Source organism: Saccharopolyspora sp. SCSIO 74807 (genome assembly GCF_037023755.1).
GTDB classification, from domain to species: Bacteria; Actinomycetota; Actinomycetes; order Mycobacteriales; family Pseudonocardiaceae; genus Saccharopolyspora_C; species Saccharopolyspora_C galaxeae.
The window spans coordinates 576,324-597,843 of sequence record NZ_CP146100.1 but is presented as its reverse complement, the minus strand read 5'-3'; the positions used below and the strand labels follow the sequence as shown (position 1 = coordinate 597,843).

The window sequence follows — 21,520 nt, the reverse complement described above, 5'->3', positions numbered from 1 at the left end:
GCCGGAACCAGCCAGGCAGGCGCGTCGCCGGGTGGCTCGCCGCCACCCATTCGCTCCGGGACCGGGCTCCGTCGCCCGTCCCGCAGGCCATGGCAACAGGAGGGACGCCGTGACCACTGTGAACGACCACACTTCCACTTCCCCCGGCGGTACCGAACTCACCGACGAAGAGATCTTCCGCGCGCACGAGGGCGGCAAGCTCGGCGTCGAGGTGACCGCGCCGCTGTCCAGCCCGCGCGATCTCTCGATCGCCTACACGCCCGGCGTCGCCGACGTCAGCCGCGCCATTTCCGGTGATCAGACCCTCGCCGACCGCTACACCTGGACCCAGGACCTGGTGGCCGTGGTCAGCGACGGCACCGCGGTGCTCGGGCTGGGCGACATCGGGCCGCGGGCATCGCTGCCGGTCATGGAGGGCAAGTCGGCGCTGTTCAAGAGCTTCGGCGGGCTGAACTCCATCCCGCTGGTGCTGGACACCACCGACGTCGACGAGATCGTCGAGACGCTGGTGCGGCTGCGGCCCTCGTTCGGCGCGGTGAACCTGGAGGACGTCGCCGCGCCCCGCTGCTTCGAGCTGGAGCGGCGGCTGATCGAGGCGCTGGACTGCCCGGTGATGCACGACGACCAGCACGGCACCGCCGTGGTCACCCTCGCCGCGCTGCGCAACGCCTGCAAGGTCACCGGCCGCGAGCTGAGCTCGCTGCGCGTGGTGATCTCCGGGGCGGGTGCCGCGGGCGTCGCCTGCGCGGAGATCCTGCACACCGCGGGGGTCGGCGAGATCGTCGTGCTGGACTCGCGCGGGGTGCTGCATTCCGGTCGGGACAACCTCACTCCGATCAAGCAGGAGCTGCTCGGGTACACCAACCCGCGCGGTGTCACCGGCGGGTTGGGTGAGGCGCTGAACGGCGCCGATGTGCTGATCGGCGTGTCCGCCGGGCAGATCCCGGAGGATCTGATCGCGACCATGGCGCCGGGCGCGGTCGTGTTCGCGCTGTCCAACCCGGACCCCGAGGTGCACCCGGACGTCGCGCGGCGGCACGCCTCGGTGGTCGCGACCGGGCGCAGCGACTTCCCGAACCAGATCAACAACGTGCTGGCGTTCCCGGGGATCTTCAAGGGCGCGTTGCAGGCGAACTCCCGGATGATCTCGGACCGGATGAAGGTCGCCGCGGCGGAGGCGATCGCCGCGGTCGTCGACGACGACCTCGACGCCGACCGGATCGTGCCCAGCCCACTGGACCCGCGCGTCGCGCCCGCGGTCACCAACGCCGTGGCCGAAGCCGCTCGCGAGGACGGGGTGGCCACCGCGTGAACCACGCCCGCCCGCCACGCCGCGGGCGCCCGTGCGCCGGCCGCCGGGGTGCACCGTTCGCGGTGCGGCCCGGCGGCCGCGTCGTTGCGGCGGGCGGGGATGGAGTCGTGCGCGTCGCTGCACGGATGCGGCGGTCGGGCCGTCATGCCGCTCCGGGACAATCGTCACCCGATCGGACATCGGCGGTACGGGCGGTGATCGGCCGCCGCATCGACGACGACCAGCGGCTCTTGCCGGACTCCGTGCCGGTAAGGTCTGCTCGGAACTCGCTGTGGTACCGATCACGGGTGGTCGGTCGTCGGTGTGCTCGGAAACGAGGCCGCTGAGCAGGAGGGTGCTGATGACCGACGGGACTCCGGGGGCGGGGCCGGACCGGGACGCCGCGGCGGACGGTGGTCGGAACGTGGTGGTCGACGTGCCCGTCCGGGCGGGCCTGCTGCCCGCCGCGCCTGCCTTGCTGAGCACCGCGGACGGCACGGTCGTGCAGGTGACCGAAGAGGCCGTGCGGCTGGCGGGGGTGGCGGACGCGGATTCGCTGGTAGGCCGCCAGCTTTCCGCGCTGGTGGTGCGGGACGGCCCGATCTCCCGGCTGCGTGCGGAGTGCGACGTGCCGGTGCGGGCGTTGAGCTGGCCGCGTCCGGACGACGAATCGCTGCAGGTGACCGTGCTGGCCGATGTGCGCGACCTGGTCCCGGACGGGGCCCGGCCCTACAGCGGTGTCGAAATCCTCGACGAACGCGCCAGGTTGATCGAGGCGCAGCAGATCGCCCGCGTCGGCAGCTGGAGCATCTACCCGGAAACCGGGCAGATGTACCACAGCCCGATGCTCAAGGAGCTGTTCGCCGCCAGCGGCGCCGACCTGCTGGAAGGCTCGGACCTGGAGCTGGCGGTGCGCGCCGACGACCGGGCCAAGGCCGCCGACTTCGGCACCCGGTTGAAGTCCGCGCCCGAAGGCGAGCTCGTCGAAGTGGAGCTGCACGACCACACCGACCGCGTCTTCCTGTGCACCGGCCGGGTCGAGCGGGACGTTTCCGGGGTGATCGAGCGGATCCAGGGAACCGTGCAGGACGTCACCGAGCAGCGACTCCTGGAACGGCAGCTGCGCGACGAGCGCCGCAAGCTGCACGACGCGCAACGCGCGGCTCGGCTGGGCACCTGGGAATGGGATCCGGACACCGGCGCGACGCGGCTGTCCGAGATGATGCACGAGATCTGCGGCACCCGGCCGGACGCGCCCAGCACCTACGACGAGTACATCGGTTCGGTGCACCAGGAGGACCGGTCCGCGGTGGACCAGGCGTGGCGGGGGCTGGTGCAGCGGCAGGAACCGGTCGAGCTGGAGCACCGGTTCATCCGCCGGGACGGCGCGGTGCGCACCTTCCGCGCGCACGGCGCGGCGATCCGCGATCCGGAAGGCCGGCTCGTGCTGGTCGGCACGGCGCAGGACGTCACCGAGCAGCGCACCGCGGTGACCCGGATGGAACGCTCCACGCAGCGGTTCACCGACCTGGTCGCGGTCACACCGGTCGGGATCGGGTTGTTCGACCAGGGCGAGCACCTGGTGGATGCCAACGACGCGCTCTGCGACCTGCTCGGATACCGGCTGGACCAGCTGCGCGGGATGAGCTCGCGGCAGATGACCCATCCCGACGAGCGGGACTCCGGCCTGCGCACGGCTTCGGAGGAGATCGCGTCGTCGCGCACGGGACGGCGGAAGGTCCCGCAGCGGTTGCTGATCCGCTCCGATGGCGAGCCGGTGTACTGCGAGCTGCACGTGTCGCTGTCGGTGCAGGACGACGGGACGCGGTTCTGGCTGGTGGTGTTCCAGGACATCACCGAACGCCGCCGCGCCGCCGAGGCGCTGCGCTACCAGGCCACCCACGACGACCTCACCGGTTTGCCGAACCGGGCCGCGGTCAAGCAGCTGCTCGGCGCGCTGCTCGGGCGGGTGGATCCGGCGAGCGTGGCGGTGCTGTTCTGCGACATCGACAACTTCAAGCGGGTGAACGATTCGCTCGGCCACGACGCGGGCGACGAGCTGCTGGTCGCGCTGGCTCGCCGGTTGGAAGGCGGGTTGCCGGAGGGGTGCACGGCGGCCCGGTTGTCCGGCGACGAGTTCGTCATCATCTGCTCGGACATCGAGGCGGTCGGTGGGCTGGACTCGCTGGCCACCCGTGTTTCCGGGCTGCTGCGCACGGCGGTGCCGGTGCACGGTCAGCTGATCCGGGTCTCGGCCTCGATCGGGGCCGCGGTGCCCAGCGGCGGCGGTTCCGGCGGCGGGGATCTGCTGCGGTTCGCCGACGCGGCGATGTTCGAGGCGAAGCGGCGCGGCGCCGGCAAGGTCTCGCTGGCCAGTCCGGCGCTGATCGCGTCCGCCGATCGCCAGCTGCACCTGGAGGGGCAGCTGCGGGAGGCGTTGAACAACGACGGCCTCACGTTGCACTACCAGCCGGTGGTCGCCGGGGACGGCACGGTGGTCACCGCGGAGGCGTTGGTGCGCTGGCCGCATCCGGACCGCGGCCTGCTCAGCCCGGATGCTTTCCTGCCGGTGGCCGAGCAGGGCGACCTGCTGCGCGAGCTGGACCGCTGGGTGCTGCGCACCGCGCTGCGGGAGGCCGCGAGCTGGCCCGCGCAGGGCGGGCGCGAGGTCGGCATCGCAGTGAACCTGGCCGGGCTGGTGCCCGGTGGTGCGGACTTCGTCGACGTCGTCGCGGACACCGTCGCGGAGTGCGGCGTGGCCTGGGACCGCGTGGTGCTGGAGCTGGTGGAGACGGCGCTGGTGGACCTGCCGTCGCGGACCCGGCAGGCGATGGGCGAACTGGTGGACCGCGGGGTGCGGTTCGCGGTGGACGACTTCGGCACCGGCTACTCGTCGCTGGCCCGGCTGAAGGACCTGCCAGCGCAGATCATCAAGGTGGACCGGCGGTTCGTGGCCGGTGTCGGCGGCGACCCGTCGGATTTCGCGGTGGCGCAGGCCGTGGTCGGCATGGCGCGTGCGATGGGCCGCCGCTGCGTGGCCGAGGGCGTGGAGACGGCCACCCAGTTCCACGTGCTGTCCGGGGTCGGCGTGGATGCTTACCAGGGCTACCTGTTCTCCAAGCCGGTGCCGCCGCGGGAGTTGCGCGCCATGTTGGCGGCCGGGCCGCTGCCGTTCGCCGAGGGGAAGTGAGCCCGCCCCGCAGAGTTGCTCCCGGATCGTGGGAACTGGCTGCTGACCACGCCCGCTGAAGATCACACAACCGTCTTGGATCATCGCAAGATTCCGACGTCCGGGTTAAGGTCGGCCGGGTTTGCGGCGGTCGGCGAGTGACTGTCGGTGATCAGCGAGGGGGCTCGGTTGATCGAGTTCCGGTCCGTGCGCAAGGCGTACCCGGACGGCACGGTCGCCGTCGAGGACGTGGACCTGACCGTGCGCGCAGGCACGATCACCGCGCTCGTCGGCCCGTCCGGCTGCGGCAAGACCACGCTGCTGCGCATGGTCAACCGGATGATCGAGCCGACGTCCGGCAACGTGCTCGTGGACGGTCAGGACGTGCGCGACGCCGATCCCGCGGTGCTGCGGCGCGGCATCGGCTACGTCATCCAGCAGGCCGGTCTCTTCCCGCACCGCACCGTGTTGGACAACGTCGGGACGGTGCCGCGGTTGTTCCGCAACAGCCGGCGCGCCACCCGGGACCGGGCGCGCGAGCTGCTCGAGCTGGTCGGCCTGCCGGTGTCGTTGGCCGACCGGTACCCCGCGCAGCTCTCCGGTGGTCAGCAGCAGCGGGTCGGGGTGGCCCGCGCGCTCGCCGCCGACCCGCCGGTGCTGCTGATGGACGAGCCGTTCAGCGCGGTCGACCCGGTCGTGCGCGAAGGACTGCAGGAGGAGCTGCTGCGGTTGCAGGGCGAGCTCGGCAAGACGGTCCTGTTCGTCACGCACGACATCGACGAGGCCGTGCGGCTCGGCGATCAAGTGGCGGTGCTGCGAACCGGCGGACATGTGGCGCAGTACGCCGAACCCGACGAGTTGCTGGCCGAGCCCGCGGACGACTTCGTCACCTCGTTCATCGGCCGTGATCGCGGCTACCGGCGGTTGTCGTTCGTGGACGGTTCGGTGGTGCCGGACGAAGTGGCCACGGTGACCCTCGGCGACCGCAGCAGCGCCGATGGCTGGGTACTGGCGCTGGACGGTGACCGCAGGCCGCGCGGCTGGCTGGCCCCGGACGCTGAGGTCACCGGTCCGGTCACCGAAGATCGGCTGCTTGCCGGCGGATCGCTGCACACGACGGGAACACCGCTGCGCGGCGCGCTCGACGCCGCGCTGTCGTCGCCGTCCGGGCTGGGCGTGGTCGTCGACGACCGCGGCGGCTACGTCGGCGTGGTCACCGCGCAGCAAGTCCTCGACGAGATCGAGCGCAGCCGCAGGCAGCGGGTAGCGCCGTGATCGACGAGCTGGCGCACTACTTCTCCAGCCCGAGCAACCGCGAGGTGCTGCTGAGCTCGCTCGGGCAGCACGCGTACCTCGCGCTGATCCCGCTGGTGATCGGCGCGCTGATCGCGCTGCCCCTCGGACGTTTCGCGCAACGGAACCCGCGAGTGCGGGGCGTGCTGCTGGGTTCGGCCAACGTGCTGTACACGGTTCCTTCGCTGGCGCTGTTCGTGATCCTGCCCGCGGTGCTCGGGACCGGAGCGACCGCGTCGATCAACGTGGTCGTGGCGCTGACCATCTACAACGCGGCGCTGCTGGTCCGGCCGGTGATGGACGGGCTCGGCTCGGTGCCCGGCCACGTCGTCACCGCCGCGACCGCGTTGGGCTACCGGCCGCGGCGCCGATTCTTCGCCGTCGAACTCCCGCTGGCGGTGCCGGTGCTGGCCACCTCGTTGCGGGTCGCTTCGGTCAGCAACGTGAGCCTGGTCAGCGTCGGCGCGCTGATCGGCATCGGCGGGCTGGGGCGGCTGTTCACCGACGGGTTCCAGCGCGACTACCTCACTCCGATCCTGCTGGGCGTGGTGCTGACGCTGCTGCTGGCGATGGTCGGTGACCTGTTGATCGTCGCGCTGCGCAGGGCGTTGACACCGTGGCAGCGAGCCGGGGGGCGAGCAGCTTGATCATCGAGGAACTGCTCGGCTGGCTGGCCGACCCCGCGCACTGGTTCTCCTCCGACGGGCTGCTGCTGCAGTGCCTGCTGCACCTGTACTACTGCGTCGTTTCGGTGCTGGCGGCTTCGATCATCGGGGTGCCGATCGGCCTCTGCATCGGGCACACCGGCCGCGGCGGCGCGTCCGCGGTCGTGCTGACCAACTCGATGCGGGCGCTGCCCACGCTGGGCCTGGTCACGCTGTTCGTCCTGCTCGCCGGGATCGGGGTGCTGCCGACGCTGGCCGGGTTGGTGATCCTGGCCGTCCCCGCGGTGCTGTCCGGCGCCTACGCCGGGGTGCAGAGCGTGCCGCCGGAAGCGCGCGATGCCGCCAAGGGCATGGGCATGACGCCGTTGCAGCAGTTGTGGCAGGTGGAGCTGCCGAATGCGGCGCCGCTGCTGTTCGGCGGTGTCCGGACCGCGATGCTGCAGGTCGTGGCCACCGCGTCGGTTGCGGCGTACGTGGGCCTCGGCGGGCTCGGCGCCATCCTGCTGGAAGGCATCAAGGTCTACGACTACGGGCAGACGCTGGCCGCGGCCCTGTTCATCGCGCTGCTCGCGGTCGTGCTGGACGCACTGCTCGCGGGGATGTCGAAGCTGCTGACTCCGAAGGGCCTGCGCGCGAAGCGGCGGGTTCCGGCCGGCGTGGCATGAAGTCGTCCGGATCGGCACGGATTGGGGAGTGCGCCGTGAGGCGGATGAGCGCTGTGGTCCTGTCCCTGCTGGTGGTGCTCGGCCTGGCGGGCTGCGGCGGCGATCCGTTCCAGGCGGGCGACGGCACCGATGGTGCGCTGGTGGTCGGCTCGGCCGACTTCGCCGAAAGCGAACTCGTCATGGAGATCTACGCGGCGGCGCTGCGCGGCACCGGTGCCGAGGTGGAGACCAAACCCCGCATCGGCGCGCGGGAGTCCTACGTCAACGCCGCGGCACAGGGCGAGCTGACCGTGATCCCGGACTACACCGGCAACCTGCTGCAGTACCTGGACCCGCAGAGCACGGCGACCGAGTCGGAGCAGGTCTACGACGAAGTCAAGCGCAGGCTCCCGCCGGGGTTGGACGTGCTGGAGCAGTCGCCTGCCGAGGACTCCGACGTGCTCACCGTGACCAGGCGAACCGCCGAGAGCGGCGTGCGCTCGATGGCCGACCTGGGGCCGTGTTGCGGGCAGTTCACCCTGGGCGCGCCCGCGGAGTGGAAGTCGCGGTGGGAGCAGCGCATCGGCGAGGTCTACGGCTGCCGGTTCCACGAGATCCGGAACCTGGAGGCGGGCTCGGTCACCGTGGACGCGCTCGTCGAGGACACCATCCAGGTCGCGAACCTGTTCACCACGTCTTCGCAGATCAGCGAGAACGACCTGGTCGAGCTCGACGACCCGGCGGACATGTTCCCGGCGCAGCACGTGGTGCCGCTGATCGGCCGCAACCGGCTGACGCCGCCGCAGGCCGATGCGTTGAACCGGGCGTCGCGGGCGCTGACGACCGAGAAGCTCACCGAGCTCAACCGGCGGCTGGAGGTGGACAAGGCGAACCCGGCCGATCTGGCGCGGGAGTTCGTCGCCGGGATCTGATGGAGTGGAAGTTTCCAGTGTGCTGACAGATGTGATTCCCTTTCGGGACGTTCAGCTGTACCTGAGTAGTGCGAGAGAACTGCTCACGCTCAGTCATACAAGCAACCATAGTGGGGAAGTGTCTTCACTTTCGCGCTACTGAGGGTGCTCCAGCGCGGCGCGAGTGCGATTGTTTCCTCGCCGATCGACGAGGGGTTCTGAAGCAGGGCTTCATCGGGATCGGTTGAATCAGATTCAGAAACAACGAGGGGAAATTCGCATGCGTAATTCTGCTCGGATGCTGGGTGCGACCGCTGTCGCCGCCATGGCGCTGATGGGCGCTGCTCCGGCCGCGCTCGCCGCTGACGGCGGCAAGGACCCGTTGGTCGGCGCCGAGTCCGGCGACGGCGGCGAGGGTGGCGCCGGCGGCATCGGCGTCAACCTGATTTGCGGCATCGGTGTCCTCGGCACCGGTAGCTGCGACGCGGCCAACGGTGGGGACGGCGGCGACTCGACCGCCGCGAACCCGATCGGGAACACCCAGGGCTGAGTCGCCCGGTCTTTCCGCCGCGGGAAAGAAAGTGCCCGGTCCTCCTGCGAGGGGACCGGGCACTTCTGCGTGTGCGGATAATCGTTTTCAAAAACAATTTCGGATATCGCGCGGTTCAGCGGTGGCCGTGCACCTGCTCGCTGAGTTCTTCGGCGGTGCGGCGCACTTCCGCGGCGAGCTCCGGCCACGTCCGTCCGCAGGCGGCCGCCGATTCTTCGCAGACGTGCCGGAAGGTCACGCTGATCGCGGCGGCGGGCCAGCGCTGCGCCCCGGAGACGGCACCGGCCACCGAAGCGAAGTCCGCCGTCACGTGCCCGTCCTCGACGGCCCAGCCGAGCTCGCGCTCGGCGGTCAACATGCGGCGCAACTCCGGCAGGCTGCGCGGCCCGCGGGCGGTGCGGCGGGGGAAGCCCGCGGGGAAGCAGGCGCGCCTGCGCGGCGGGCAGCTGCGCGAGCATCGCCCGGCCGGAGGCGGTCAGGTGTGCGGGCAACCGGACGCCGACCTCCGTCACCAGCGTCGGCGGCCGCGTTGACGGGTCCGCCGACGGCCAGGATGGCTGCTGCTTGGTGGGCGCTTGCGGCCAGGACGGCCGCTCCTTGACCAGGTACAGCAGCTCACCGCCGTGCAGCACGCCCAGATGCGCGGTGTGCCCGACCCGATCGGCCAGATTCCGCAGCAGCGGGCCTGCCAGCCGCTCCAGCGGATCGTTGCGCAAGTAGGCGGACCCGAGCTCGAAGGCGGCCACGCCCAGCGCGTAGCGGCGTTCCGCGGGCAACCGCACGACGAAACCGGCGTCGGTCAGCTCGGCGAGCAGGTGGTAGGTCGTCGACCGCGGCAGCTCCAGCTCGCGCGCCAGCGTCGCGGCGGACACCGGACCGGTGTGCCCGGCGAGCGCGGTCAGGATCGACAGGCCGCGCCGCAGCGCGGGGACGTCGCTGCTGCCGTGCACCACCCGCTCCAAGACGTCTGGAATTTCAGACGGAAGAACTCTAACCGGCCTTACGCGCTTCCCGCGCAGCCGTGTGCCATGGGGGTATGCAAAAGGTGCAGGTGACCGGCGAGCTGACCCGGCAACAGGTCGTCGACGTCGCGCGCGGGCGGGCCGCGGTCGAACTCAGTGCCGGAGCCGAACGTGAGATCGCGGCCGCGCGCGAGCACATCGACGCGCTCGCCGCGGCGGAACGGCCCACCTACGGAGTGTCCACCGGTTTCGGTGCGCTGGCGGTGCGGCACATCCCGGAGGATCGGCGCGCGGCGCTTCAGCAGTCGTTCGTGCGCTCGCACGCTGCCGGTGCCGGTGAACCGGTCGAGGCCGAGGTCGTGCGGGGGCTGATGCTGCTGCGGCTGCGCACCATCGCGACCGGGCACACGGGCACGCGCCCGGAGACGGCGCGGGCGCTCCTGGAGATGCTGAACGCGGGCATCGTTCCGGTGGTGCACGAGTACGGCTCGCTCGGCTGCTCGGGTGATCTCGCCCCGTTGGCCGCGGTGGCGCTGGCCGCTACCGGGGAAGGCGAGGTCTTCGGAGCCGACGGCGAGCGGCGACCGGCGGCGGAGGCGTTGGCCGCCGCAGGCATCGAACCGGTAGTGCTGGCCGAGAAGGAAGGTCTCGCGCTGACCAACGGCACCGACGGGATGCTCGCCATGCTGGTGCTGGCGCTGCACGACCTCGCAGCGCTGCTCGAGGTCGCCGACGTGACCGCGGCGATGAGCGTGGAGGCATTGCTGGGCACCGATCGCGTCTTCGCCGCCGACCTGCAGGCGTTGCGGCCGCACCCCGGCCAAGCCCGGTCCGCGGCCCGGATGGCGGCGCTGCTCGAAGGTTCGGAAATCGTGGCCAGCCACCGCGGTCCGGACTGCAATCGCGTGCAGGACGCCTACTCGCTGCGCTGCGCACCGCAGGTGCACGGGTCGGCGGCGGACGGCGCGGAGTTCGCCGCGGCGGTGGCCGAGCGCGAACTGGTCTCGGCGATCGACAACCCGGTGGTGCTCGCGGACGGCCGGGTGGAATCCAACGGCAATTTCCACGGCGCTCCGCTGGCGCACGCGCTGGACTACCTGGCGATCCCGGTCGCCGACGTGGCGAGCATGGCCGAGCGGCGCACCGACCGGATGCTCGACGTGGCGCGTTCGCAGGGGTTGCCCGCGTTCCTCGCCGACGATCCGGGCGTGGACTCCGGGCACATGATCGCGCATTACACGCAGGCGGGGCTGGTCACCGAGGTCAAGCGGTTGGCCGCGCCCGCATCGGTGGACTCCATCCCGACCAGCGCGATGCAGGAGGACCACGTGTCGATGGGCTGGTCGGCGGCGCGCAAGTTGCGGCGCGCGCTGGACGGGCTCGGCACGGTGTTGGCGGTTGAGCTGCTGACGGCGGCCCGTGCGCTGGACCTGCGGGCGCCCCTGGCTCCCGCCGCGGCCACCGGCGCCGTGCGCGACCTGCTGCGCACGCGTGTTCCGGGGCCGGGACCGGATCGGCACGTGGCACCGGAGATCGCCGAGGCAGCGGCGCTCGTGCGCTCCGGCGCCGTCAATTCCACAGTGGACGAACAGTTGGGAGGCCGATCATGAGTGCCGGACCCAGGACCGTGCGCGCCCCGCGCGGAACGACGTTGACCGCGCGGAGCTGGAGCACCGAGGCGCCGCTGCGAATGCTGCAGAACAACCTCGACCCGGAAGTCGCCGAACGCCCCGAAGACCTGGTCGTCTACGGCGGCACCGGCCGCGCCGCGCGGAACTGGGCGAGTTTCGACGCGATCGTGGCCGAGCTGACCGAGCTGGCCGCCGACGAAACGCTGCTGGTGCAGTCCGGGAAACCGGTCGGCGTGCTGCGCACGCACGAGTGGGCGCCGCGGGTGCTGATCGCGAACTCGAACCTGGTCGGGGACTGGGCGAACTGGCCGGAGTTCCGCCGCCTCGACGCGCTCGGGCTCATGATGTACGGGCAGATGACGGCGGGATCGTGGATCTACATCGGCACCCAAGGGATCCTGCAGGGCACCTACGAGACGTTCGCGGCGGTGGCGGCCAAGCGCTTCGGCGGGAGCCTGGCCGGGACGCTCACCGTGACCGCCGGGCTCGGCGGTATGGGAGGGGCGCAGCCGCTGGCGGTGACCATGAACGAGGGTGCGGCGCTGGTCGTCGAGTGCGATCCGCAGCGCGCCCACCGCCGGGTCCGGCACGGTTACCTCGACGTGGTCGCCGATGACCTGGACGACGCGGTTTCCCGTGCTGTGGCGGCGAAACGGCAGCGGCGCCCGGAGTCGATCGGGCTCGTCGGCAATGCCTGCGAAGTGCTGCCCGAGCTGCTGCGCCGCGGCGTCCCGGTGGACATCGTCACCGACCAGACCTCCGCGCACGATCCGCTGTCCTACCTGCCTCGTGGCGTCGAGCTGGACGATTGGGCCGACTACGCGGCGAAGAAACCGGACGAGTTCACCGATCGGGCGCGGGACGCGATGGCCGAGCACGTCGAAGCGATGGTCGGGTTCCTCGACGCGGGTGCGGAGGTGTTCGACTACGGCAATTCGCTGCGCGGTGAGGCGCGCACGGCCGGATGTTCGCGGGCCTTCGACTACCCCGGCTTCGTGCCCGCCTACTTGCGGCCGTTGTTCTGCGAGGGCAAAGGACCGTTCCGGTGGGCGGCGCTGTCGGGAGATCCGGCCGACATCGCCGCCACGGACCGGGCGGTGCTGCGGGAGTTCGGTGCTGACGAGCACCTGGCGCGGTGGATCCGGCTGGCCGGGGAGAAGGTCGGTTTCCAGGGGCTGCCGGCGCGGATCTGCTGGCTCGGGCAGGGCGAGCGGGAGCGGGCCGGGTTGCTGTTCAACGATCTGGTGGCTTCCGGGGAGGTCTCTGCACCGCTGGTGCTGGGCCGCGATCACCTCGACAGCGGGTCGGTCGCCTCGCCGTACCGGGAGACCGAGGGCATGGCCGACGGCTCGGACGCGGTGGCGGACTGGCCGCTGCTGAACGCGCTGGTGAACACCGCATCCGGGGCTTCATGGGTGTCGGTGCACCAGGGCGGCGGGGTTGGCATGGGCCGGTCGTTGCACGCCGGGCAGGTCACGGTGGCGGACGGGACGGAGCTCGCGGCGCAGAAGCTGGCGCGGGTGCTCGGCAACGACCCGGGCACGGGCGTTCTGCGGCACGCGGACGCGGGTTATCAGCGAGCGCGGACTGTCGCTGCCGAGCGCGGTTTGCACGTGCCCATGCCGCACGACGGCTGAAGGAGCCGCCCGATCTGCCCGGCCCGGCTGTCGGTGCAGCGCAGCGCGGGTGTGCCGCCCGCTACCGGGCGATCGCGGGAAAGCGGCCGACACGCCGACGGATCGCCAGTGCGGGTGATCATCCGTGCGCCTCGGATCGAACGCGTGTTTCATGGGCTCGTGGGCGCCGGAAAGCCCGGTGCGGCAAGGGAGATCGCTGGAAGGGGACGAGTGCGATGGGTGCCAATGCGTTGCTGGAGCAGATCGAGGACGTCGGGCGCGATCGGTTGCGCGGCGGATACTCGCGGCACGTGTTCGACTCGGCGGAACGCGAACTGCGGGAATGGTTCGTGGAGCAGGCGCAGGCTCGCGATTTACGGGTGGAGACCGACCGCAACGCCAACATCTGGGCGTGGCTCGGTGAACCTGGCGACGACGCCGTGGTGACCGGCAGCCATCTTGACTCGGTTCCCGGTGGCGGCGCGTTCGACGGACCGTTGGGCGTCGTGTCGGCGCTGAGCGCGATGGATTCGTTGCGGGCCAAGGACTTCGTGCCGCGGAGACCACTGGCCGTCGTGGTGTTCGCCGAAGAGGAAGGCGGCCGGTTCGGCGTGCCCTGCCTCGGTTCGCGGCTGCTCAGCGGGAGCATCGCGCCGGAGCGGGCGCGGGCGCTGCGCGATGTGGACGGCGTGACGTTCGGGGAGGCGATGGGGTCCGCTGCCGAGCGCATCGGCCGCGACGACGCCGCGCTGCGCCGGATCGGGCGGTTCGTGGAACTGCACGTGGAGCAGGGCCGGGGGCTGGTCGGATGGGACCGCCCGGTGGCCGTGGCCTCGTCGATTCTCGCGCACGGCCGTTGGCGATTCCGGTTCCACGGCCAGGGCAACCACGCTGGGGCCACACCGATGCCGGATCGCCGGGACCCGATGCTGCCCGCGTCCAGAACCGTGGTCGCCGTGCGCAAGGAAGCCGCGAAGCTGGGTGCGCGGGCGACGGTGGGCCGCGTGGCGGCCAGTCCGGGCGGCACCAACGTCATTCCCTCCACAGTGGACATGTGGTTGGATGCGCGCGCTCCGCACACCGCGGGGGCGCGCGGGCTGGTGGAGCATCTGTCGGTGCTGGCGCACCGGTTCGCCGCCGATGAGGGCTGCCGGGCCGAAGTGACCGAGGAGTCCTTCGGCGACGAAGTGCACTTCCGGCCCGAGCTGCGCGACGAATTGCGGGCGCTGCTGGACTCCGCGCCTGCGTTGCCCACCGGGGCGGGGCACGACGCGGGAGTGCTGTCCGCGCAGGTCCCGACCGGAATGCTGTTCGTACGCAACCCGACCGGCATCAGCCACGCGCCGCAGGAGCACGCCGAACCGGCCGACTGCGAAGCCGGAGTGGCGGCGCTGGCGCGCGTTCTGGAAGCGTGGGCCGGCTGATGTTCTGGTGCGAATGGGCCTGGCTGGACGGTGCGCCGCGAGCCGGGGTGCTCGTCGACGTCGACGGCCCGCTGATCCGCGATGTGACCACTGTGGACACTCCGCCCGCCGGTGCGCGGCGATTGCCGGGGCTGAGCCTGCCGGGGCTCGCGAACGGGCATTCGCACGCCTTCCACCGGGCATTGCGCGGGCGGACCGGCGGGCGCGGCACGTTCTGGACCTGGCGGGAAACGATGTACGCGGTCGCGGATCGGCTGGATCCGGAGTCGTACCGGCGGCTTGCGGCGGCCGTGTACGCCGAGATGGTGCTGGCCGGGATCACCTCCGTCGGTGAGTTCCACTACCTGCACCACCCCAGCGGTGGCCGCTACGACGATCCGAACGCGATGGGGGCCGCGCTCGTGGCGGCGGCCGAAGACGCCGGGATCCGGCTGACGCTGCTGGACACGTGCTACTTGTCCGCCGGGTTCGGTGCTCCCGCGGAGGGTGTGCAGCGGCGGTTCGCCGATGCCGATGCCGACTCCTGGGCGCATCGCCTCGAGGAGTTCACAGTGGACAGTCAGCGGGTGCGGCTCGGCGCGGCCGTGCATTCGGTGCGCGCGGTGCCCGCCGAACAGGTTCCCGTCGTCGCGGAGTGGTCGCGGCGGGCCGGCGCACCGCTGCACGTCCACCTATCCGAGCAGCGCAAGGAGAACGAGGCGTGCCTCGCCGCGCACGGGTGCACCCCGGCTCAACTGCTCGAATCGCTCGGAGCGCTGGGGCCCGGGACCACCGCGGTGCATGCAACGCACCTCGACGAACGGGACATCGCGGTGCTCGGCGGCAGCGGCACCGGGGTTTGCCTGTGCCCGACGACCGAGGCTGACCTCGGTGACGGCATCGGCCCGGCCTCGGCGTTGGCCGCCGCGGGAAGTCCGCTCTCGGTCGGCAGCGACGGGCACTCCGTGCTCGACGTGCTCGGCGAGGCGCAAGCCGTGGAGGCCGGACAGCGACTACGTGCGGAGAACCGGGGTCACTTCACCACGAACGCGCAACTCGCGATGGCCACGGCGCACCGCGGCCTGGGCTGGAATGCCGGACGCATCGCACCCGGCTGCCGCGCGGATCTGGTCTCGGTCGCGCTCGACGGGCCGCGATTGGCCGGGGTGCCGATGGCGGCGGTGCCCGTGCACGCGCGGGCGGACGACGTTCGGCACGTCGTGGCCGACGGCGAGCACGTCGTCCGGAACGGCGCGCACGAACGGTTTCCCGATGCCGCGCAGCGACTCGGCGCGGTCATCGAGGAGCTGCACGGGACATGACCGGACGGGACGACCGGAACAGCACGACCGGGATCAGCGCTGATCGTTGATCAAGCACTGGAGATGGGCAGCGATGGCATCCACTGTTATCACCGGAATCGGTGAGCTGGTCACGAACGACGACGAACTGGGCGAACTCCGCGACGCCGCGCTGGTGTGCGAAGGCGACCGCATCGCGTGGGCGGGTCCCGCGGCGCGCGCTCCGGCCGCCGACCACGCCATCGACGTCGAAGGCCGGGCCGTGCTGCCCGGCTGGGTGGACAGCCACACGCACCTCGTGTTCGCCGGGGAGCGGACAGCCGAGTTCGCCGCCCGGATGAACGGCGAGCCCTACTCGGCCGGAGGCATCGCGACCACGGTGGAAGCCACTCGTGCCGCGTCCGGCGACGCGCTCGCCAGCACGCTGCGCGGACACGTGGCCGAGGCCGTTTCGCAAGGCACGACCTGCTTGGAGACCAAGACCGGGTACGGACTCACCGTCGAGGACGAAGTGCGCGCCGCGCGGCTGGCCGCGGGTGAGGCCGACGAGGTCACCTTCCTCGGCGCACATCTCGTGCCGTCCGGATGGGATCCCGGCGAGTACCTCGACCTGGTCTGCGGCGAGATGCTGGACGCGGTTTCCGATCACGTGGGCTGGTGCGACGTGTTCTGCGAGCGCGGCGCGTTCGACGCCGAACAATCCAGACGCGTGCTGACCGCGGCCGCCGAACGCGGGCTGGGGCTGCGGGTGCACGGAAATCAGCTCGGGCCGGGACCGGGCGTGCAGCTGGCCGCCGAGCTGGGCGCGGCCAGCGTGGACCACTGCACGTACCTGGACGGGGACGACGTCGCCGCGCTCGCGGGCTCCGAGACGGTGGCGACCTTGCTGCCCGCGTGCGATCTGTCCACCCGCCAGCCGTTGCCACCTGCCCGGGAACTGCTGGACGCGGGCGCGACGGTGGCCCTCGCGTCGAACTGCAACCCCGGGTCGTCCTACACGACTTCGATGGCGTTCTGCGTCACCACCGCCGTGCTGCAAATGCGGATGACCGTGCCCGAAGCCGTCCGCGCGGCGACCTGGGGCGGGGCGCGAGCGCTGCGCCGGGAGAGGGGAGACGGCGCGGTAGGCGTGCTGCGGCCAGGAGCTCGCGCCGATGTGCACGTGCTCGACGCACCCAGTGCCGCGTGGCTCGCCTACCGGCCCGGCGTCCCGCTCACCTACGCGGTGTGGCGCGGTGGTCACCGGCTCCGCTGACCACACCGCTCGACGTCCGCGGTTCGGACGTGCCCAGCTCAGACCCCTCAGCCCATACGCCTCCGGCTCAGAGTCCGAAGACCTTGCGGGCCGTCTCGCCCAGGACGTTTCGCTTGCCCTGCTCGGAAAGGAACGGGATGCCCATGATGCGACCCGGCACGTCGAAATCCCAGTGCGGCCAGTCCGACGAGTACATCAGCGTGTTCTCGGCGTCCATCGCCCGGAACGTGCTCTCCAGCAGGCCCATGTCGGTGATCTCGAGGGGCTGCGAGGTGTAGTACATCTCCCGCATGTAGTCGCTGGGCAGCTTGGTCAGCAACGGAGCGTCCGACTGCCGCATCAGGTACTCGTGGTCCAGCCGCTGCATCATGAACGGCACCCACGCCAGCCCGCTCTCGATCCAGATCGTCTTCAGGCCGGGGAACCGCTCCGGGATGCCGTTGATCACCCAATTCGTCAGGTGCGTCATGTTGCAGGTGACGAACGAGATGGCGTGCGCGGACAGGAACTTGTTCATCGTGGAGGTCATCGAGTCGGCCTGGTTCGGCCCCGCGTGGAAACCGATCGGCAGTCCCAGCCGTTCGAGCTCCGCGTAGATCGGCATGTACTCGTTGCGGTGCACACCGATCGAGTGCTGGCTGGTGATCAAGAATCCGATCACCCCTGGATGGTCGGCGTACTCGCGGATGGTGCGCAACGCCGCATCCGGGTCCTCGATCGGCAGCCCGAGCATCGTCTTGATCCGCGGCTCGGCGGAAAGGATCGTGGAGGTGAACCACCGGTTGTAGGCCATCATCAGCTGCACCGCGGCGCTCGGGCTCGGGTGCAGGCCGATCTCCAGCATCGGCTGCGGGAACACCACCTGCAGATCGATGCCCATCGAGTCCATCGCGCGCCGGACCAGTGTCACGTCGCGGTGCACCTCGCGGTCGGAGACCGGTTCGGCCAGCGACGCCTGGTGCAGGATCCGGCCGCTGACGTCCTGCTGGGTCAGCCCGGGCGGGTGGTTGGACAACGCGAGATTGTGCGCGTTCGGCCAGTTCTGCATCATCTGCCTGCCGCTGTCGCGCAGCACCGGATCCTCGATGTGCTCGATGATCTCCGGCCACGAGTCCAGCTCCACGTGGTGCGAATCCACGTCGACGATGTAGTACTCGTCGAGCCCGTAGCGCTCGATGTCCCGCCGCGCGTTCGCCAGGATTTCGCGGCTGTCGGTGTGGATGGTGATCTCTTGGGTGGCCCGGGGAGTCGCTTCGGTCATGTCCGCCTCCAAGTCAGCCCGCGACGCGGCTGCGCGAGAACCACAGCGCCAGATCGAACGGGTTGAGGTCTCGTGCCTTCAGCAACGCGCAGGTGAGCACCACCGCGTCCGTGGTCGATGCGCTGTCCCGCAACGGTTCCGACGCGTGCGCGGCGCCTTCGTTCGCCGCGGCGTAGAGCCGGGTCGCGGCGGTGACGAGGGCTTGCAGCTGCTCGGCGGGGACCTCGTGCGCACGGCCTTCGGCGATGAGCTGATCGATGTGCTCGGCCAGTGCCGGGATGTCAGACGTGGACATAGATCGTTCCCTCCGCTTCCTCCACATCGAAAGCGCGCAGTTTGATCTGCGGGCGGCCCGGGTGCGAACCGGTGGCCAGGCTGTACTCGAAGCCGTGCCACGGGCAGACGATGTGCAGGTCTTCGGTGTCGAAGTCGAGGCCGCGGCTGCGCTTGTCCGCGTCGAGCTTCTCGGTCACCCGGGACACCAGCCGTCCCTGGCAAACCGGCCCGCCCTGGTGCGGGCACACGTTCTCGTAGGCGTGCAGCACGCCCTGGAAGCGGAAGAGACCGATCGTCGTGCCCGCGATGTCGACGACGTGCCTGCCGCCTTCCGGAACTTCGTCGCTGCGCGCGGCGGCTTGCCGCGCAACCGGGGTAGCGGTCATGGAACCTCCTGTTTCCGCTGTTCAGCGCATTGGTTCCAGGGTGGGTGCGGCAGGCCGGGGCGCGAATCCGTCAGATGACTGGCCGGAAGTGCCGGGTAGCATCCGTGCGGGATGAGCACCGGACTCGACGTCGAGCTGGAGCGCATCGCGGACTCGGTCGCCGCGGGCACCGGAGCGGTGCGCGTGCTGACCGCTCCGCGCGCACGGGGACGCACCACCGCGCTGCGGCGACTCGCCGAGATGACGCGCGCACGGGTTCTGTCCGCGACCTGCACACCGGACGAGAGCGAGACCCCGTTCGCGCTGTTGCACCAGCTCAGCGGGCACACCGGTATCGAAGAGTTCGACGACGTCGCCACGACGCGGCATCGGTTCTGGCGCTTCCTCGTGGCCGCCGAACCGGTGTTGCTACTGGTCGACGACGTGCATTGGGCGGACGACGAGTCGGCGCGGGTGCTCGCCTACGCGGGCCGCCGAGTCGGCGGGCGTTCGCTCGGGCTGGTGTGCACGGCCGCCGCGGAATGGCCGTTGCGCGCGGAATTGGCAACGCTGCCCTCGACGACCGTGCCGGGCAGTTCGGACGGCGATGCCCGCGAACTGCTGGGCGACGTGCCTGCACACGTGGTCCACGGGCTGCTGGAACTGTGCGAGCGCAACCCCCTGGTGCTGCGCGAGACCGCCGCCGAGCTCAGCCCCGAGCAGCTCAGCGGCCGGGTGCCGTTGCCTGCCGAGCCGGTGATCGGGCCGCGGGGTGCCCGAGCCTTCGCACCGGCCGTCCCGGACCGCACCCGCGACTGGCTGTTGCTGCTGGCGCTGGGACCGGCCCTGCCGGTGTGCTTGCGTGCCGCACGGGCGCTCGAGCTGCAACCGGACGATCTGGCGCCGGCTGAGCGGGCGGGCATCGTCCGCACCGCACCCGAGCTCACCTGGCGCTCCGGCCTGGAACGCGCCGCGGTGCGGCAGCGCGCCACGCTCGCCGAAACGGCACGCACCTGCGCGGCCCTGGCCGCGGCGACCGATCCGCAGCAGTGGCCCGCCGAACACGCCGAACACCTCGCCGGTTCGCTGACCGAACCGGAACGTGCCGCGGCAGCGCTCGCCCGCGCTACCGTCCCGATGGCCCAGCAGGGACGGGTGCTGGACGCCTACACCGCTGCCAACCGCGCGGTCGCCGGCGCCACCGACCCCGCGGAGCGGGAGCGGTTCCGCATCATCGCCGCCGAATTGGCCTGGCTGGCCGGGTACGTCGAGCACGCGCTCGACCTGCTCGCGGTGCCGATCCGGCACAGCAGCGATGCGGAGCTGAGCGCGGCGATCATGCGCGCGGTCATCCACGGCTTCACCGAGTCCTGGACCACCGGGTGGCGCCTGCTGCCGATCGGCGGTGGAACGGAACCCGGCAGCTCCGAGCACACCCTGCGGCTCGTCGTCACCGCGCTCACCGCCGGTTGGGAGGTGGCATCCCCCGACTCGTTGCGCCGGGCCGTGGGCTCGCTGCGCGAACGGCTCGGCGCGGCCACCGAATCCGTGCCGGGCGCGGTGCCCGCGCTGGAGACCGTCGTGTCCGGGCACAGCGATCCCGGCGTTGGCGATCGGCAGGCGCTGCGGACGCTGGCGTGGTGGTCGCGTTCCTCGGACGCGGTGCATCCGAAGGCGTGGCCGCCGCCGTTGCTGCCGGTGTTCATCGGCGAGGAGGAGCACTACGCGGAACTGTTCACGCACCTGATGCGTGGTGATCACGTGCGGTCCGCCCCCAGCACGCGAGCCTTGTTGCTGCTCAAGCTGGCGGTGACGAAAACCGCGCTCGGGCAGTGGGATTCCGCCGCACAACGGGCCGCCGACAGCGCCCGCCTGGCCGAAGACCTCGGCCACCACGCCTTGCGCTGCGAGGCGCTGCTGGCCGTTGCGTGGATCAACGCCGGGCAAGGCGATGAGCGCACGTGCCGGTCATGGCTGGAGGAAGCCACCAGCGGGCCGGCGTCACCGGGCGCGGCGCTGACCGAGCAGTGGATCCGCGGCTTGCTCGCGCTGTCCTGCGGGCGCGGTGAAGAAGCCTGGGAGCGCCTGCGCGCGTTGCGGCGTCCCGCGGAGAATCCGCACCACCTGCTCGTGCAACGCATGTCCACAGTGGACGCGACGGAGGCGGCGATGCTGGCCGGGAGGACCGACGAGGCCGCGGAGGTCGTGCGGGGATTCGCGGCTTGGGTCGCCGCAGGTGCGGCCGACTGGGCGCGGCTCGACCTCGCGCGGTGCTGGGCACTGCTCGGCGGCGATGCGGCCGACGGAGCCGAAACCGGCTCGGGCGAAGACCTGCTCGCGATCGCTGCCCGCGCAGGCAGGCCGTTCGCCACCGCGCGCACCGAACTGCAGATCGGCTCCGCGCTGCGCCGCCGCAAACGCCACCAGGACGCCCGCGCGCACCTGCGCTCCGCCGAGGAGCGGTTCGACCGGCTCGGCGCCACCGCTTGGAGCCGCCGCGCGCACGCCGAACTCCGCGCGACCGGGGACGCGCACTCCCGGCCCGAACTGCCCGATCCGCTCACCCCGCAGGAGCGGCAGATCGCCGATCTCGCAGCGCAGGGGCTCACCAACCGGCAGATAGCAAGCACGCTGGCGCTGAGCCCGCGCACCGTCGGCTACCACCTGTACAAGATCTTCCCGAAGCTGGACATCACTTCCCGCGCCCAGCTAGGCGCAGCGCTGCGTCGTCTACCCGGCTGACCGGCGGGTCAGTCCTCGTCGGTGTCGTCGCGGGCGAGGAATGTGGCGAGGCGTTCGGTCGCGTCCTCGAATTCCGGGTTCAGGTCCACGAACGCGCGCATCCGGTCCGCGAGCCACGCCAACGTCACCTCTTCATCGCCGCGACGCTGCTCCAACTCCTCGATGCCACGGTCGGTGAAGTACAC

17 protein-coding genes and 1 pseudogene are annotated in these 21,520 nt (G+C 71.3%); 13 read left to right on the top strand and 5 right to left on the bottom strand.

The window, feature by feature from the left end; genetic code table 11:
* The first annotated feature begins 109 nt into the window (after positions 1-109).
* The 7 genes from V1457_RS02670 (at position 110) to V1457_RS02640 (ending at position 8,523) form a co-directional block, all read left to right on the top strand.
* A complete protein-coding gene (locus V1457_RS02670; protein ID WP_200073215.1) occupies positions 110-1,312 on the top strand; it encodes an NADP-dependent malic enzyme in 1,203 nt (400 codons plus the stop codon).
* Positions 1,313-1,652: 340 nt separating this feature from the next.
* The gene (locus V1457_RS02665) at positions 1,653-4,481 is read left to right on the top strand and encodes an EAL domain-containing protein (RefSeq protein WP_338599822.1); all 2,829 of its coding nucleotides are present in this window, start codon (positions 1,653-1,655) and stop codon (positions 4,479-4,481) included.
* 168 nt (positions 4,482-4,649) lie between these two features.
* Positions 4,650-5,735 (top strand): ABC transporter ATP-binding protein, encoded by a 1,086-nt coding sequence (locus tag V1457_RS02660; RefSeq protein ID WP_295146422.1) that lies wholly within the window; start codon positions 4,650-4,652, stop codon positions 5,733-5,735.
* Positions 5,732-6,400 carry an ABC transporter permease gene (locus tag V1457_RS02655; protein ID WP_295146420.1) on the top strand — a complete coding sequence of 223 codons (669 nt, stop codon included), beginning with the start codon at positions 5,732-5,734 and terminating at the stop codon, positions 6,398-6,400. Before V1457_RS02660 ends, V1457_RS02655 begins: the two co-directional genes overlap by 4 nt.
* Positions 6,370-7,083 (top strand): ABC transporter permease subunit, encoded by a 714-nt coding sequence (locus V1457_RS02650; protein ID WP_338599814.1) that lies wholly within the window; start codon positions 6,370-6,372, stop codon positions 7,081-7,083. The genes V1457_RS02655 and V1457_RS02650 overlap by 31 nt, the downstream gene beginning before the upstream one ends.
* A 44-nt stretch (positions 7,084-7,127) precedes the next feature.
* A complete protein-coding gene (locus V1457_RS02645; protein WP_338599812.1) occupies positions 7,128-7,994 on the top strand; it encodes an ABC transporter substrate-binding protein in 867 nt (288 codons plus the stop codon).
* A gap of 259 nt (positions 7,995-8,253) precedes the next feature.
* Positions 8,254-8,523: a hypothetical protein gene (locus tag V1457_RS02640; RefSeq protein WP_200073211.1), complete on the top strand. Its 270-nt coding sequence runs from the start codon at positions 8,254-8,256 to the stop codon at positions 8,521-8,523.
* Between the two features lie 115 nt (positions 8,524-8,638).
* Here the strand turns inward: V1457_RS02640 and V1457_RS02635 are convergent.
* Positions 8,639-9,473, bottom strand: a pseudogene (locus V1457_RS02635) (IclR family transcriptional regulator).
* A gap of 86 nt (positions 9,474-9,559) precedes the next feature.
* Here V1457_RS02635 and hutH point away from each other — a divergent pair.
* From hutH to hutI, 5 genes are all read left to right on the top strand, one after another.
* Positions 9,560-11,095: a histidine ammonia-lyase gene (gene hutH, locus V1457_RS02630; RefSeq protein ID WP_295146644.1), complete on the top strand. Its 1,536-nt coding sequence runs from the start codon at positions 9,560-9,562 to the stop codon at positions 11,093-11,095.
* Entirely contained in the window at positions 11,092-12,753 is a 1,662-nt protein-coding gene (hutU, locus tag V1457_RS02625) for a urocanate hydratase (RefSeq protein WP_295146642.1), read from the top strand. The genes hutH and hutU overlap by 4 nt, the downstream gene beginning before the upstream one ends.
* A 215-nt stretch (positions 12,754-12,968) precedes the next feature.
* Positions 12,969-14,156, top strand: a complete 1,188-nt coding sequence (locus V1457_RS02620; protein ID WP_200073207.1) for an allantoate amidohydrolase — start codon at positions 12,969-12,971, stop codon at positions 14,154-14,156.
* Positions 14,156-15,457 (top strand): formimidoylglutamate deiminase, encoded by a 1,302-nt coding sequence (locus V1457_RS02615; protein WP_338604781.1) that lies wholly within the window; start codon positions 14,156-14,158, stop codon positions 15,455-15,457. The genes V1457_RS02620 and V1457_RS02615 overlap by 1 nt, the downstream gene beginning before the upstream one ends.
* 73 nt (positions 15,458-15,530) lie before the next feature.
* The gene (gene hutI, locus V1457_RS02610; RefSeq protein ID WP_200073206.1) at positions 15,531-16,691 is read left to right on the top strand and encodes an imidazolonepropionase; all 1,161 of its coding nucleotides are present in this window, start codon (positions 15,531-15,533) and stop codon (positions 16,689-16,691) included.
* A gap of 67 nt (positions 16,692-16,758) precedes the next feature.
* Here the strand turns inward: hutI and V1457_RS02605 are convergent, their stop codons facing one another.
* The 3 genes from V1457_RS02605 to V1457_RS02595 are packed head-to-tail and all read right to left on the bottom strand — an operon-like array spanning position 16,759 to position 18,614.
* Positions 16,759-17,952 carry an amidohydrolase family protein gene (locus V1457_RS02605; protein WP_338599802.1) on the bottom strand — a complete coding sequence of 398 codons (1,194 nt, stop codon included), beginning with the start codon at positions 17,950-17,952 and terminating at the stop codon, positions 16,759-16,761.
* Between the two features lie 13 nt (positions 17,953-17,965).
* Positions 17,966-18,247, bottom strand: a complete 282-nt coding sequence (locus tag V1457_RS02600) for a hypothetical protein (protein WP_338599799.1) — start codon at positions 18,245-18,247, stop codon at positions 17,966-17,968.
* Positions 18,234-18,614 (bottom strand): Rieske (2Fe-2S) protein, encoded by a 381-nt coding sequence (locus tag V1457_RS02595; protein WP_200073203.1) that lies wholly within the window; start codon positions 18,612-18,614, stop codon positions 18,234-18,236. Before V1457_RS02595 ends, V1457_RS02600 begins: the two co-directional genes overlap by 14 nt.
* 111 nt (positions 18,615-18,725) lie before the next feature.
* On the opposite strand from V1457_RS02595, the gene V1457_RS02590 reads away from it, so the two are divergent.
* Positions 18,726-21,335, top strand: a complete 2,610-nt coding sequence (locus tag V1457_RS02590; protein ID WP_338599795.1) for a LuxR C-terminal-related transcriptional regulator — start codon at positions 18,726-18,728, stop codon at positions 21,333-21,335.
* An 8-nt stretch (positions 21,336-21,343) separates the two neighbouring features.
* Here the strand turns inward: V1457_RS02590 and V1457_RS02585 are convergent, their stop codons facing one another.
* Positions 21,344-21,520: a DUF6104 family protein gene (locus V1457_RS02585; protein WP_200073201.1), complete on the bottom strand. Its 177-nt coding sequence runs from the start codon at positions 21,518-21,520 to the stop codon at positions 21,344-21,346.

Coding starts and splice junctions, on each gene's coding strand:
- V1457_RS02665 (WP_338599822.1), top strand. CDS start 1,653: ATGACCGACGGGACTCCGGGGGCGGGGCCGGACCGGGACGCCGCGGCG.
- V1457_RS02645 (WP_338599812.1), top strand. CDS start 7,128: ATGAGCGCTGTGGTCCTGTCCCTGCTGGTGGTGCTCGGCCTGGCGGGC.
- V1457_RS02640 (WP_200073211.1), top strand. CDS start 8,254: ATGCGTAATTCTGCTCGGATGCTGGGTGCGACCGCTGTCGCCGCCATG.
- hutH (WP_295146644.1), top strand. CDS start 9,560: ATGCAAAAGGTGCAGGTGACCGGCGAGCTGACCCGGCAACAGGTCGTC.
- hutU (WP_295146642.1), top strand. CDS start 11,092: ATGAGTGCCGGACCCAGGACCGTGCGCGCCCCGCGCGGAACGACGTTG.
- V1457_RS02620 (WP_200073207.1), top strand. CDS start 12,969: ATGGGTGCCAATGCGTTGCTGGAGCAGATCGAGGACGTCGGGCGCGAT.
- V1457_RS02615 (WP_338604781.1), top strand. CDS start 14,156: ATGTTCTGGTGCGAATGGGCCTGGCTGGACGGTGCGCCGCGAGCCGGG.
- hutI (WP_200073206.1), top strand. CDS start 15,531: ATGGCATCCACTGTTATCACCGGAATCGGTGAGCTGGTCACGAACGAC.
- V1457_RS02605 (WP_338599802.1), bottom strand. CDS start 17,952: ATGACCGAAGCGACTCCCCGGGCCACCCAAGAGATCACCATCCACACC.
- V1457_RS02600 (WP_338599799.1), bottom strand. CDS start 18,247: ATGTCCACGTCTGACATCCCGGCACTGGCCGAGCACATCGATCAGCTC.
- V1457_RS02595 (WP_200073203.1), bottom strand. CDS start 18,614: ATGACCGCTACCCCGGTTGCGCGGCAAGCCGCCGCGCGCAGCGACGAA.
- V1457_RS02590 (WP_338599795.1), top strand. CDS start 18,726: ATGAGCACCGGACTCGACGTCGAGCTGGAGCGCATCGCGGACTCGGTC.